The sequence below is a fragment of the Microbacterium sp. LWH11-1.2 genome, from assembly GCF_038397745.1.
Classification (GTDB): Bacteria; Actinomycetota; Actinomycetes; order Actinomycetales; family Microbacteriaceae; genus Microbacterium.
In genome coordinates, this window is the sequence record NZ_CP151636.1 from 1,694,054 (window position 1) to 1,706,176 (window position 12,123).

A 12,123-nucleotide genomic window follows, 5' to 3' on the forward strand; every position below is an offset into this window, starting at 1 on the left:
CCGTTCGGCTTTGCGCGTCCTTCCGATAGATTCACGATATGAGCGATCGGAATTCCGATGGACTGAGAGACGTCGCGCTGTGGCGGACGTTTCTCGCGGCATATCGATCGGGTTCGGTGTCGGCGGCGGCGCGGATGCTGGGACTCGCGCAGTCGAGCGTGACCGCGCAGCTGCAGGCACTGGAGGCGCGGATCGGCGAGCCGCTGTTCGACCGCCACGCCCGCGGCATCCGTCCCACCCCTCGGGCCGACGATCTCGCGAACCGGCTGGCGGGTCCGCTCGACGCGCTCGCGACGGCGCTCGGATCGCCTCCGCCCGCCGATGCGCCGCCCGTCCGACTCGGCGGCGCGGGCGATCTCCTCGCGGTGCTGGCGGCTCCTGCGCTCGCCTCGGCCGTGGCGGGAGGCCTCCGGGTCACCATGACGCCGGGACTCGCGGCCGACCTGCTGGACCGGATCGCGACGGGGAGCCTCGACCTCGTGGTCTCGGCGGTGCGACCGCGCGGTCGCGCGCTCCCGACCGTCGCCCTCTTCGACGAGGAGTTCGTCCTCGTCGCATCCCCCTCGCTCGGGATCGAGCCGTCGGTCGACCTGCGGCCCGATGTGCTGGCGTCGACGCCGCTTCTCGCGTTCGCACCGGATGTGCCGATCCTCCGCCGCTACTGGCGGCACGTGTTCGGGATCCGACTCGAGCGCGCACCCGCTCTCGTCGCTCCCGATCTGCGCGCCCTCGTCGCCGCGGCGGTGGCGGGTGCGGGAGCCACGGTGCTGCCCACCTATCTGATCGCCGGCGAACTGGCCGACGGGCGGCTGACGGTCCTGCGCGAGACCGACGACCCGCCGATCAACACCCTCTACCTCGTGCGGCGCCCCGGGCCGCTCGCCGAAGGGGTCGCGGTGGTCGAGCGCGCGCTGCGCGACGCCGTCGCGGACCTCTGACTCAGCGCGCGAACCAGCTCCGCAGCGAACGGGTCACGAAGGGCAGCACCCAGTAGGTCATGATCGGCGTGAGCACCAGGGTCGTGGCGAGCACGCGCAGCCAGATCGGCAGGGCATCCCAGCCGGGGATGGGACTCATGGCGTAGGTGAACGCGAGGTTCACGGGGAAGAAACCCAGCCAGATCGAGACCGCCTGCTTCCAGCGGGGAGGGGCGGGCGCGACGGTGACGGTGGTGGTCCCGCCCTCGGGCGTCGGCAGGGTGATGCTGCCGGTGGTCGGCTCGTCGAACCAGCCCTCGATGCCCGTGCGGCGCTTGGAGCGCTCGCTGCGGATGAAGCCCTCGCCCATCGAGAGCCACCATTCGCGCTCGCCGGACTTCTCCCATGCGACGAGGGATTCCTCGTTCGCGAAGCGGTAGAGCATGTGCCAGATCTGGGAGTCCTCGCCGGCGCGGACCCAGCCGGAGCCGAGGAATCCCGGATACTTCGTCGCGAGGTTCACGCCCGTCTGCACCCAGACGGTCGCCTCGGTGATGCGGTCGGGGTCGACCTCGCGGCGGATGGACACGGTGATGGGTTCGGACACGATGCAGTCCTCGAAGACGGGGAGCCCGGATCACGGGCTGCCGAAGCGGCTGCGCCGGGGTGCGGGCGCACGTCGATTCTATTTCGGCTCGGCGGGCACGCGGAATCACGCGATCTCATGAGGCTCCCGGGAAAGAGAGGACCCCCGCCGACCCGATTCGGCGGGGGTCTCGCGGCGTGGGCACCGCGACGGGAGCGAGAGTGCTCACCGAGTGCGCGGATGATGTGACTACCCGATCCGGTCTGAGTCTCCTTGCCCGCGCATCTGCAGTTGTAATCGACCGAGGTGACGGGACGGTGAACGCGGTGCGAACATCCGCGCGCAGACGCTGTTCCTCATTTACAAGGATGTCCTAGTAAATAATCGGATGCCGGAGTAAACTCCCAATGTGCCAATGATGGCTCGGAGGGATGTCACACAATGACTCGTACTATCCCGCACTTCGTGGGCGGATCGCTTCTCACCCCGGACACCGGTCGCTTCGCCGACGTGTTCGATCCGAGCTCGGGCGCCGTGCAGGCTCGTGTGCCCCTGGCGTCGGCCGACGAGGTGCGCGAGGTGATCGCGAACGCCGAGGCGGCGCAGATCGCCTGGGCCGCGACGAACCCGCAGAAGCGCGCCCGCGTGCTGCTGCGCTTCCTCGATCTCGTGCAGCGCGAGATGCAGTCGCTCGCCGAGCTCCTCGCCAGCGAGCACGGCAAGACCGTCGACGACGCCAAGGGCGACATCCAGCGCGGCCTCGAGGTCATCGAGTTCTCGGCGGGTGCCCCGCACCTCCTCAAGGGCGAGTACTCGACGGGGGCCGGGGCCGGGATCGACGTCTACTCGATGCGGCAGCCGCTCGGCGTGGTCGCCGCGATCACCCCGTTCAACTTCCCCGCCATGATCCCGCTGTGGAAGGCGGGTCCGGCGCTCGCCGCGGGCAACGCCGTGGTGCTCAAGCCCAGCGATCGCGACCCCTCCGTGCCCGTGCGCATCGCCGAGCTCTTCCTCGAAGCGGGTCTTCCCGCCGGCGTGCTGAACGTCGTGCACGGCGATAAGGAAGCCGTCGACACGCTGCTCACCGACGAGCGCATCCGCGCCGTCGGCTTCGTGGGGTCCACCCCGATCGCCGAGTACATCTACTCGACCGCCGCGGCGCACGGCAAGCGCGCACAGTGCTTCGGCGGCGCGAAGAACCACATGATCGTGATGCCGGATGCCGACCTCGACCAGACCGTCGACGCGCTCATCGGCTCCGGCTACGGCTCGGCGGGGGAGCGCTGCATGGCGATCTCCGTGGCCGTCCCGGTCGGGCAGGAGACCGCCGACGCGCTGGCCGCGAAGCTCCTCGAGCGGGTGGGGCAGCTGCGCATCGGCCCGTCGCTCGCGAAGGACGTCGACTACGGACCCCTCGTGACCCGCGCCGCGGTCGAGCGGGTCGAGGGTTACATCCAGCAGGGCATCGACGAGGGTGCCACGCTTCTCGCCGACGGCCGCGGCTTCACCGTGGACGGCTACGAGGAGGGCTTCTACCTCGGCCCGACGCTGTTCGATCACGTCACGACCGACATGGCGATCTACCGCGAGGAGATCTTCGGACCGGTGCTCGTGATCGCACGGGCGGCCGACTACGAGGAGGCCCTGCGGATGGCGTCGGAGCACGAGTACGGAAACGGCGTCGCGATCTTCACCCGCGACGGAGATGCCGCCCGCGACTTCGCCGCCCGGGTGCAGGTCGGGATGGTCGGCGTGAACGTGCCGATCCCGGTGCCGATCGCCTACTACACGTTCGGCGGCTGGAAGCGCAGCGGCTTCGGCGACCTGAATCAGCACGGCGCCGACGCGTTCCGCTTCTACACGAAGACCAAGACCGTGACGAGCCGCTGGCCATCGGGCATCAAGGACGGTGCCAGCTTCGTCATCCCGACCATGCACTGACCCACCCTTCGACAAGCTCAGGGATCCAGAGAAAATGACAATGACCACCGTCACCACCACCGCCGAAGAGCGCGAGGCCATCCTCGACGCCGTCCGCGACTTCGCGGAGACCGAGCTCGCGCCGTACGCCGCCGAGCGCGACGAGAAGCACATCTTCCCGCGGGAGTCGCTGAACAAGGCCGGAGAGCTCGGGCTCGGCGGCATCTACGTCCGCGAGGAATTCGGCGGCACGGGCCTGAGCCGCACCGACACCGTGGCGATCTTCGAGGAACTCGCGAAGGGCGACCCCGCGGTGGCCGCCTACATCTCGATCCACAACATGGTCGTGTGGATGATCGACACGTACGGCGACGACCCGCAGCGGAGTGCCTGGCTGCCGCAGCTCACCGCGATGCAGGAGTTCGGCGGCTACTGCCTCACCGAGCCCGGTGCCGGCTCGGATGCCGCGAACATCGCCGCCAGTGCGGTCCGCGACGGCGACGAGTACGTGCTCACCGGCGTGAAGCAGTTCATCTCCGGTGCGGGTGAGGCAGCGGTCTACGTCGTCATGGCGCGCACCGGAGAGCCGGGCGCCCGCGGCATCAGCGCGTTCCTGGTCGCCGGCGACGCGGAGGGACTCAGCTTCGGAGCGCCGGAGAAGAAGATGGGGTGGCACGCCCAGCCCACGCGGCAGGTGATCCTCGACGGGGTGCGCGTTCCGGCATCCGCTCTTCTCGGTGAGGAGGGTCGCGGCTTCGCGATCGCGATGTCGGCGCTCAACGGCGGTCGGCTCAACATCGCCGCATGCTCGCTCGGCGGGGCGCAGTGGGCGCTCGACAGGGCGGTGCAGTACGTGCACGAGCGGGTCGCCTTCGGAGAGCCCCTGGCCGAGAAGCAGTCGATCATGTTCGCTATCGCCGACATGCGCACCGACCTGCAGGCGGCTCGCCTGATGGTGCGCGACGGCGCTGAGGCGGTCGACCAGCACGCCCCGGATGCGACCATGCGGTGCGCGATGGCCAAGCGCTTCGCCACCGACGCCGGCTTCGACGTCGCGAACCGCGCGCTGCAGCTGCACGGCGGATACGGCTACCTGCAGGACTACGGGATCGAGAAGGTCGTGCGCGACCTGCGCGTGCACCAGATCCTCGAGGGGACGAACGAGATCATGCGCCTGATCGTCGGTCGCGAGATGCTGCGACCCGCGGGGTCGTCGTCGATGCGGAGTGCATCATGACGAGCGTCGCCTTCCTCGGCCTCGGGCACATGGGTCTGCCGATGGCGAAGAACCTCGTCGCCGCGGGCCACGAGGTGCACGGGTTCGATCTGGTGCCCGCCGCGATCGAGGCGGCGCAGGCGGCGGGGATCGCCGTGGCGTCGAGCGGGGCGGATGCCGTGGCCGACGCGGATGTCGTCATCACGATGTTCCCCGCGGGGAAGCACGTGATCGAGGCGTACCGCTCCGAGCTGCTCGCCGCCGCGCGCCCCGGCACCCTGTTCATCGAGTCATCGACGATCGCGGTCGACGAAGCCCGTGCGGCGCATGCACTGGCGATCGCCGCCGGTCACCGCAACGTCGACGCTCCCGTGTCGGGCGGCGTCGTCGGGGCCGAGAACGGCACCCTGGCCTTCATGGTCGGCGGGTCCGACGAGGACTACGCCGCTGCCCTTCCGCTGCTCGAGGTCATGGGCAAGCGGACCGTGCACTGCGGCGGACCGGGCCTCGGCCAGGCAGCGAAGGTGTGCAACAACATGGTCCTCGCGGTGTCGCAGATCGCGGTCGCCGAAGCGTTCGTGCTGGGGGAGCGTCTGGGCCTCGAGCATCAGGCGCTGTTCGACGTGGTCTCGCAGGCGTCCGGTCAGTGCTGGTCGATCACGACCAACTGCCCGGTGCCGGGACCGGTGCCGACGAGCCCCGCCAACCGGGACTACCAGCCGGGGTTCGCCGGCGCGCTGATGGCCAAGGACCTGGGCCTCGCGCTGCAGGCGATCGAGCAGACGTCGACGGATGCGCAGATGGGACGGCTCGCGCAGCAGATCTACGCCGCGTTCGCTGCGGGCGACGGTGCGGGCCGGGACTTCTCCGGCATCATCACCGACATCCGCGACGCGACCGACTGACCGATGCCCGCCAGTTTGCAGGTCGGCGATACATCTGCAGGTCGCATCCGCGCATCGAGACCTGCATCTGTCTTTTCGACCTGCAAACTGCGCCGGGAACTGCGGATCCGGGTCGAGCGACGAGACCGCACGCAGGGCGATACTGGGATGACCACGACGGAGAGGGCCACATGACCGAGTACGAGACGATCCTGGTCGAGCAGCGCGGACGCGTCGGGTGGATCACCCTGCACCGGCCGGAGGCGCTGAACGCCCTCAACAGCCGACTCGCGGAAGAGGTCACGGCCGCAGCGGTCGCCTTCGACGAGGACGAGGGTGTCGGTGCGGTCGTCGTGACCGGGTCGGAGAAGGCGTTCGCGGCGGGTGCCGACATCAAGGAGATGGAGAGCATGTCGGCCGCGGAGATGCTCGAGACCGACCACTTCGGCGTCTGGCATGAGTTCGCGGCGGTGCGCACGCCGGTGATCGCTGCCGTCTCCGGCTTCGCGCTGGGCGGCGGATGCGAGCTGGCGATGATGTGCGACATCATCCTCGCCGCCGACACCGCGAAGTTCGGACAGCCGGAGATCAATCTCGGCGTCATTCCGGGCATGGGCGGCACGCAGCGTCTGATCCGCGCCGTCGGGTACTACAAGGCCGCTGAGCTGGTGCTCTCCGGACGCTTCATGGGCGCCGAGGAGGCGGAGCGCTCAGGTCTCGTGTCGCGCGTCGTCCCGGCATCCGATCTCCTGGCCGAGACTTCGGCGCTCGCCGAGACGATCGCCTCGAAGTCGTTGCCCTCGGTCTATGCGGCCAAGGCGGCTCTGGATGCGGCGATGGAGACGACGCTCGCCGAGGGGCTGGCGCATGAGAAGCAGGCTTTCGCCGCGCTCTTCGACACCGCCGATCAGAAGGAGGGCATGTCGGCCTTCCGGGAGAAGCGTGCACCGCAGTTCGAGAACCGGTGACGGGTGTCGGGGTGTTCACAATTCAGCAAGAATCCGGCGGATGTGCCCGGAAAGGACTCGCCAGAGCCGGTGAAGCCATGATCCTGCTGAATCATGAACGGTCAGCTGCGGAGACCGTCGACGATCTTCGCGATCCTGCGCTCCCGGGTCGCCTCCTGCTTCGCGTCGGCGACCGTGCGGGCGTGCTCCTTGCGGGCCGAATAGCTCAGCGCGTCGAACGCCGCACGCACGGCCGGGTCGGCATCCAGCGCCGTGGCGAGTTCGTCGGGCACGTCGACCGTCCGCTCGGCGGAGTCCACCCGGATGACGGCGTCGATCTCCTGATCGATCTCGAGTCCGAGATCCGCGCGCACGGCCTTGGTGAAGCCGATCATGTTCTCGCCGCCCATGCGCGCCAGGCGCAGTCGCGCCGTGCGTCCGCCGATCGTGACGGCCACGGGGAAGGCCTTGCCTGCCCCGAAGGACGCGACCTGCTCGTCGCTGAGCAGGATCGCCGCGGCGGGACCACGGCCGGTGAGGACGGTGTGCAGGCGCAGTTCGCTCATGCCGACAGATTACGCCCGTGTCCCGCGACTTCCGCGGAGAGGATCGCGTTGCGTTCCTCGATCAGCCGGCGCATGTACGCGCGCATGAAGACGGCATCGACGAGCCGGCCGAGCGGACCGAACGGCGAGTGGAAGGTCACGGTGTCGCGCATGAGGGTGCCGGTCGGATGCTCGTCGAACCGGTGCTCGTGCAGGAAGGCCCCGAAGGGGCCGGCGATCTGCCGATCGGAGAATCCGCGCGGCGGATCGATGTCGAAGACCACCGAGCGCAGGCGGAAGCGGATGCCGAGATGGCGCGCCTGCCAGGTCACGGTCGAGCCCTCGGTGAACACCCCGCCCGCCGGAGGCTCGACCATCGTCTCGCCGTACCGTGCCATGGAGCGCACGTGCAGGCCCGGATCGAGCGAGGCGCCGAAGACTTCGGCCGGTGGGGCGGCGATGATCGTCTCGAGAACGAACCGCGCCACGTCAGAGCGCTTCGGGCTGGGGGCGCGGGTCGGCGAAGTCGCCGGCGTCCTTGCGCATCCTCGCCACGATCGCGACGAGCTCGGCGGCATCGTCGCGGCTGAGACCCGGATCGGCGAAGACGTCGGCGTTGAGGGCCTCGGTCGCCCGCTCGACGAGCTCGCGGCCGGCATCCGTCAGGGCGAGGAGCGCGGCGCGGCCGTCGTAGGGGTGCGGCGCACGCACGATCAGGCCGTCCCGCACGAGCCGCTCGGCTGTGCTCGTCACCGTGGTCGCATGCACCTGGAGCCGGGCGACCACGCTCGACAGCGGCAGGCTCCCCGCGCGGCTGAACGCCAGCAGGCGCAGCACCTCGTAGCGGGCGAAGCTCAGCGCGAACGGCTTCAGGGTGGCGTCGACGCGGGCGAGCAGCAGCTGTTGCGCGCGCATGACCGAGGTGACGACGGTCATGCCGTCGGCGGCATCCGTCCATCCGTGCGCGAGCCATTGCCGCTTCGCCTCGGCGAGCGGATCAACGGGGAGCGGTCGGGATTGGGCCACATCCCTACGGTAGCGGCGGGAGGCCGGTGCGTCGGGACGGCGCGCGACGCGCCATCGTCGGAGTCCTTGGGTCTCAGTCGCAGAGGTGCTGGGACTCAGTATCGCGGTCTAGAATTGCAGCAGTCGTGAGGAGCAATCGATGAAGATCTTCGTCCTGGTCAAAGAGGTGCCGGACACCTATGGCGATCGCAAGCTGAATCTCGAGACCGGCCTCGCGGATCGGGCGGCAGGCGATGTGGTCCTCGACGAGATCACGGAGCGTGCCCTCGAGGTCGCGTTGGCCTTCGCCGACAAGAATGAGGGCACCGAGGTGGTCGCCCTCTCGATGGCACCCGCGGGGTCGACGGCATCCGTCCGACGCGCTCTCGCGATCGGCGCAGGGTCAGCCGTGCACATCGCCGACGAGCAGTTGGCGGGCGCGGATCTCGGACTCACGGCCGAGGTGCTGGCCGCGGCCATCCGCCGCGGTGCTCCCGACCTGGTGATCACCGGGAACCTGTCGACCGACGGATCCGGCGGCGTGATCCCGGCGATGCTCGCCGAGCACCTCGGCTTCGCGCAGGCCACCGCCCTCAGCTCCGTCGAGATCACCGCGGATGCCGTCGCCGGCACGCGCGCCGCGGATGCCGGCGGCCAGCAGATCTCCGCTCCGCTTCCTGCCGTGATCTCGATCACGGAGGCGCTCCCTGACGCCCGGTTCCCGAACTTCAAGGGGATCATGGCTGCGAAGAAGAAACCGCTCGACGTGCTCTCGCTCGCCGACCTCGAGGTCTCGGCCGACCCCGCCGCCGCGCCGCGCACCATCATGACCGCGGTGGCCGAGAAGCCGCCGCGGGCGGCGGGCGTGAAGATCACCGACGAGGGCGATGCCGCCGAGAAGCTCGTCGAGTACCTCGTGCAGAACAGGCTGGTGTGAGATGACCTATCCCGAGAACCCCATCCTCGTCCTCATCGACGTCGACCCGTCGGGCGATGCCGCGAGCAGCACAGCCGCACTGATCGGCGCGGCGTCGACGATCGGCGCCCCGATCGCGCTGGTGGTCGGCGGCAGTCAGGCGGCGGTGGATGCCGCGGCAGTCGCCGGCGCTGCGGTCGTGCTGACCGCCGACGGCGACGCCACGGCGCTCACCGTGCCGATCGTCGACGCGCTGCAGGCCGCTTTCGACCGGGTGGAGCCGGATGCCGTGCTCGTCTCGAACTCGATCACGGGCCGCGACGTCGCCGGACGGTTCGCCGTGCGCGCTCGACTCGCTCTCGCCGTGGATGCGGTCGGCGTCTCGCGCGACGACGAGGGCATCGTCGCGCACCACTCCGTCTACGGCGGCTCGTATCTCGTCGATGCGGCTGCCACCTTCGGCGCCCCCGTCATCACTGTGCGGCAGGGCGCGGTCGACACGCGCGCCGAGGCCGCGGCATCTCCGACCGTCGAGGCGCTGCAGGTCGCGGCATCCGGTGCGGTCGCCGCGAAAGCCGGCGCGGTCGAGGCGGTCGAGGTCGCCTCCTCCCGGCCCGAGCTCCGAGGGGCGACGCGCGTCGTCTCGGGCGGACGCGGCCTCGCATCGAAGGAGAAGTTCGTGCTCGTCGAGGAGCTCGCCGATGCGCTCGGCGCCGCCGTCGGCGCCTCGCGCGCGGCAGTGGATGCCGGGTACATCCCGCAGTCGCACCAGGTCGGACAGACCGGGGTCTCGGTGTCCCCGCAGCTGTATGTCGCTCTCGGCATATCCGGGGCGATCCAGCACCGCGCCGGCATGCAGACCTCGAAGACGATCGTCGCGATCAACAAGGACGGCGAGGCGCCGATCTTCGACGTGGCCGACTTCGGCATCGTCGGCGACCTCTTCACCGTCGTGCCGCAGGTCATCGCCGCGCTCGAGGCGCGGAAGAAGTAGACATGGCCCTTCGTCAGGCTCCGGGACCGGCGAGCATGCGGCGCGGACTCCCGCGCGTGCCGGGCGGTGAGCCGTGGCCCCCGGCGGATGCCGCGGCCGAATGGGTCGCTGCGCCTGTCGATGCGTCTGCGGGTGCGGGCCCTTCGACGAGCTCAGAGACCCAGGTTGCGAGCAGTGCAGAGGTGACTCCCAGTTGGGTCGCTGAGCCTGTCGAAGCGTCTTCCGCCGTGGGCCCTTCGACAAGCTCAGGGACCCAGGTCGCGGAAGGTCCGGTCGCGCGCATGCGTAGCGGTCTGCCTCGCGTCGTCGGCGGCGAGCCCTGGCCACCCGCCGGCACGGCTGCGGTCGGTTCCGCGACTGACCGTGGCGCCGCGCCCACCGTGGGGGCCGACATGCCAGATGTCGGACATTCGACCCCAACCGGTCCGACATCTGGTGTGTCGACCCCCGACGCGGCGTCGGCTGCGCCCGAGGCGGTGGCGACGCCCGTGGCTGCGGCAGCCGCCGTGACGCCGGCACCCGGCGAGTCCTCGGTCCGTCGAGGTCTTCCACGCGTCGCCGGAGGCGAGCCCTGGCCTCCGGCCGGGACGGCTCCCGCGTCGGGAGACGTTTCGTCTCGGTCGGCTTCGCCGTCCTCCCTCGACGACCGGGCGTCCGACGTCGGCGCCCTCGTCGTCGTCCAGCCCGAAGCATCCGCGCCTGCCGCCCTCCTCTCCGCCGACCTCGACACCCCGCTGCCGTGGACCCGCACCGTCTGGAACGGCCGGGCACCCCGCCACGTGGCCGCCGCGCCGGCATCCGCTCGTCGTCTTCCGACGTGGCCGCAGGCGATCGCCGGGCTCCTCGCCGCCGCCGCTCTGGGCCTCGTCGCCGGTGCGGCGATCGCGTTCGTGCGCACGCTCCTCAGCTTCCCGTTCATGCAGGACTTCCTCGCCGCCTTCCCCGGCGAGTACGAGCCCGCGATCGCGGTCGAGCCGGGCTTCGCGCCCTGGGTCAACTGGGCGCACTTCTTCAACATGTTCCTGATCGTGCTGATCATCCGGTCGGGGCTGCGCGTGCGCAGCGAGAAGCGGCCGACGGTCTTCTGGACGCCGCGCGGCAACCAGAAGGGCAAGATCAGCCTGACCCTGTGGTTCCACCAGGCGCTCGACCTGCTGTGGATCATCAACGGCGTGATCTTCGTGGTGCTGCTGTTCGTCACCGGGCACTGGGTGCGCATCGTGCCGACGAGCTGGGAGGTCTTCCCGAACGCGCTCTCCGCCGCGCTGCAGTACGTGTCGTTCGACTGGCCGCACGAGAACGGCTGGAACAACTACAACAGCCTGCAGCAGCTCGCCTACTTCGCGACCGTGTTCATCGCCGCGCCACTGGCCGTCGCGACCGGCTTCCGGATGTCGGGACTGTGGCCGAAGAAGGCCGAAAAGCTGTCGAAGGCCTACCCCGTCGAGTGGGCCAGGGCGCTGCACTTCCCGATCATGCTGTACTTCGTGGCGTTCATCATCGCCCACGTCGCGCTCGTGATGCTGACCGGGTTCCTGCGCAACCTGAACCACATGTACGCATCGCAGGATGCCGTGACCTGGACCGGCTTCTGGGTGTTCATCGCCTCGCTCGTCGTGCTGGCGGTCGCCTGGTTCGCGGCGCGACCGCTCGTGCTCGCGCCGATCGCGAAGCTCTTCGGCCAGGTGTCGGGCCGGTGAGCCCGGAGAGCGACGACGCGCGCATCGCCGACTACTGGCGCGATGCGCGAACGGCGCTGCCGGAGCTGCCGGAGACCCCGCCCGAGGCGTGGGGTTTCGGCGCGACCCCCTGGCAGGCCGATGAGCTCCTCGCGCTGGTGCTCGCCGGGCTGAAGGACGGGACCGCGTCGTCCCTGTGGGACTACGAGGCGAACGGGGACCCGCTGCCGGCGGTCGGAGAGATGAGCATCATCCTCGACGGGGCGGGTGCACCCCGAGCGGTGATCGAGACCACGGCGGTCGAGATCGTCCCCTTCGACGAGGTCGACGAGGTGCACGCCAGCGCCGAGGGTGAGGGTGACCGTACCCTCGCGCACTGGCGCGAGGTTCACGAGCGGTATTGGCGTGAGCACTCCGAGAACGCCCGCGGCTATGCGCCCGACATGCCGGTCGTGTGCGAGCGGTTCCGGTTGATCCACGCCGCGTGAACCCGCGAACGCGCACGCGCGCGACG

13 protein-coding genes are annotated in these 12,123 nt (G+C 70.0%); 9 read left to right on the plus strand and 4 right to left on the minus strand.

Annotated features, from left to right (window positions below; all coding sequences use genetic code 11):
• Positions 1 to 38: 38 nt before the first annotated feature.
• A complete protein-coding gene (locus MRBLWH11_RS08050) occupies positions 39 to 938 on the plus strand; it encodes a LysR family transcriptional regulator (RefSeq protein WP_341947464.1) in 900 nt (299 codons plus the stop codon).
• A gap of 1 nt (position 939) precedes the next feature.
• On the opposite strand, the gene MRBLWH11_RS08055 is transcribed toward MRBLWH11_RS08050, so the two are convergent.
• Positions 940 to 1,524: an antibiotic biosynthesis monooxygenase gene (locus MRBLWH11_RS08055; RefSeq protein ID WP_116633897.1), complete on the minus strand. Its 585-nt coding sequence runs from the start codon at positions 1,522 to 1,524 to the stop codon at positions 940 to 942.
• Between the two features lie 420 nt (positions 1,525 to 1,944).
• Between MRBLWH11_RS08055 and MRBLWH11_RS08060 the strand changes: the two genes are divergently transcribed.
• The 4 genes from MRBLWH11_RS08060 (at position 1,945) to MRBLWH11_RS08075 (ending at position 6,491) form a co-directional block, all read left to right on the plus strand.
• Entirely contained in the window at positions 1,945 to 3,444 is a 1,500-nt protein-coding gene (locus MRBLWH11_RS08060) for a CoA-acylating methylmalonate-semialdehyde dehydrogenase (protein ID WP_341947465.1), read from the plus strand.
• 34 nt (positions 3,445 to 3,478) lie between these two features.
• Complete coding sequence (locus tag MRBLWH11_RS08065) at positions 3,479 to 4,660, plus strand: acyl-CoA dehydrogenase family protein (RefSeq protein ID WP_116633899.1); 1,182 nt, start codon at positions 3,479 to 3,481, stop codon at positions 4,658 to 4,660.
• Complete coding sequence (gene mmsB / locus MRBLWH11_RS08070) at positions 4,657 to 5,544, plus strand: 3-hydroxyisobutyrate dehydrogenase (RefSeq protein ID WP_341947466.1); 888 nt, start codon at positions 4,657 to 4,659, stop codon at positions 5,542 to 5,544. The genes MRBLWH11_RS08065 and mmsB overlap by 4 nt, the downstream gene beginning before the upstream one ends.
• A 170-nt stretch (positions 5,545 to 5,714) precedes the next feature.
• Positions 5,715 to 6,491, plus strand: a complete 777-nt coding sequence (locus tag MRBLWH11_RS08075) for an enoyl-CoA hydratase-related protein (protein WP_341947467.1) — start codon at positions 5,715 to 5,717, stop codon at positions 6,489 to 6,491.
• A gap of 101 nt (positions 6,492 to 6,592) precedes the next feature.
• On the opposite strand, the gene MRBLWH11_RS08080 is transcribed toward MRBLWH11_RS08075, so the two are convergent.
• Genes MRBLWH11_RS08080 through MRBLWH11_RS08090 form a run of 3 tightly spaced genes read right to left on the minus strand, consistent with a single transcriptional unit; the run spans position 6,593 to position 8,041 of the window.
• Entirely contained in the window at positions 6,593 to 7,036 is a 444-nt protein-coding gene (locus MRBLWH11_RS08080) for a YdeI/OmpD-associated family protein (RefSeq protein ID WP_341947468.1), read from the minus strand.
• The gene (locus MRBLWH11_RS08085; RefSeq protein ID WP_116633903.1) at positions 7,033 to 7,503 is read right to left on the minus strand and encodes an SRPBCC family protein; all 471 of its coding nucleotides are present in this window, start codon (positions 7,501 to 7,503) and stop codon (positions 7,033 to 7,035) included. The genes MRBLWH11_RS08080 and MRBLWH11_RS08085 overlap by 4 nt, the downstream gene beginning before the upstream one ends.
• 1 nt (position 7,504) lies before the next feature.
• Positions 7,505 to 8,041 carry a MarR family transcriptional regulator gene (locus MRBLWH11_RS08090; RefSeq protein WP_116633904.1) on the minus strand — a complete coding sequence of 179 codons (537 nt, stop codon included), beginning with the start codon at positions 8,039 to 8,041 and terminating at the stop codon, positions 7,505 to 7,507.
• Between the two features lie 139 nt (positions 8,042 to 8,180).
• On the opposite strand from MRBLWH11_RS08090, the gene MRBLWH11_RS08095 reads away from it, so the two are divergent.
• From MRBLWH11_RS08095 to MRBLWH11_RS08110, 4 genes are all read left to right on the plus strand, one after another.
• Positions 8,181 to 8,957: an electron transfer flavoprotein subunit beta/FixA family protein gene (locus MRBLWH11_RS08095; protein ID WP_116633905.1), complete on the plus strand. Its 777-nt coding sequence runs from the start codon at positions 8,181 to 8,183 to the stop codon at positions 8,955 to 8,957.
• 1 nt (position 8,958) lies between these two features.
• Positions 8,959 to 9,930 (plus strand): electron transfer flavoprotein subunit alpha/FixB family protein, encoded by a 972-nt coding sequence (locus tag MRBLWH11_RS08100; RefSeq protein WP_341947470.1) that lies wholly within the window; start codon positions 8,959 to 8,961, stop codon positions 9,928 to 9,930.
• 437 nt (positions 9,931 to 10,367) lie between these two features.
• On the plus strand, positions 10,368 to 11,630 hold the full coding sequence (locus tag MRBLWH11_RS08105) for a cytochrome b/b6 domain-containing protein (protein ID WP_341947471.1): 1,263 nt from the start codon (positions 10,368 to 10,370) through the stop codon (positions 11,628 to 11,630).
• The gene (locus MRBLWH11_RS08110; RefSeq protein ID WP_341947472.1) at positions 11,627 to 12,097 is read left to right on the plus strand and encodes an ASCH domain-containing protein; all 471 of its coding nucleotides are present in this window, start codon (positions 11,627 to 11,629) and stop codon (positions 12,095 to 12,097) included. Before MRBLWH11_RS08105 ends, MRBLWH11_RS08110 begins: the two co-directional genes overlap by 4 nt.
• Positions 12,098 to 12,123 lie beyond the last annotated feature (26 nt).

Excerpts from the sequence above, each read along its gene's own strand:
- MRBLWH11_RS08100 (WP_341947470.1), top strand. The coding sequence starts at position 8,959 with ATGACCTATCCCGAGAACCCCATCCTCGTCCTCATCGACGTCGACCCG.
- mmsB (WP_341947466.1), top strand. The coding sequence starts at position 4,657 with ATGACGAGCGTCGCCTTCCTCGGCCTCGGGCACATGGGTCTGCCGATG.
- MRBLWH11_RS08065 (WP_116633899.1), top strand. The coding sequence starts at position 3,479 with ATGACAATGACCACCGTCACCACCACCGCCGAAGAGCGCGAGGCCATC.
- MRBLWH11_RS08080 (WP_341947468.1), bottom strand. The coding sequence starts at position 7,036 with ATGAGCGAACTGCGCCTGCACACCGTCCTCACCGGCCGTGGTCCCGCC.
- MRBLWH11_RS08050 (WP_341947464.1), top strand. The coding sequence starts at position 39 with ATGAGCGATCGGAATTCCGATGGACTGAGAGACGTCGCGCTGTGGCGG.
- MRBLWH11_RS08095 (WP_116633905.1), top strand. The coding sequence starts at position 8,181 with ATGAAGATCTTCGTCCTGGTCAAAGAGGTGCCGGACACCTATGGCGAT.
- MRBLWH11_RS08075 (WP_341947467.1), top strand. The coding sequence starts at position 5,715 with ATGACCGAGTACGAGACGATCCTGGTCGAGCAGCGCGGACGCGTCGGG.
- MRBLWH11_RS08060 (WP_341947465.1), top strand. The coding sequence starts at position 1,945 with ATGACTCGTACTATCCCGCACTTCGTGGGCGGATCGCTTCTCACCCCG.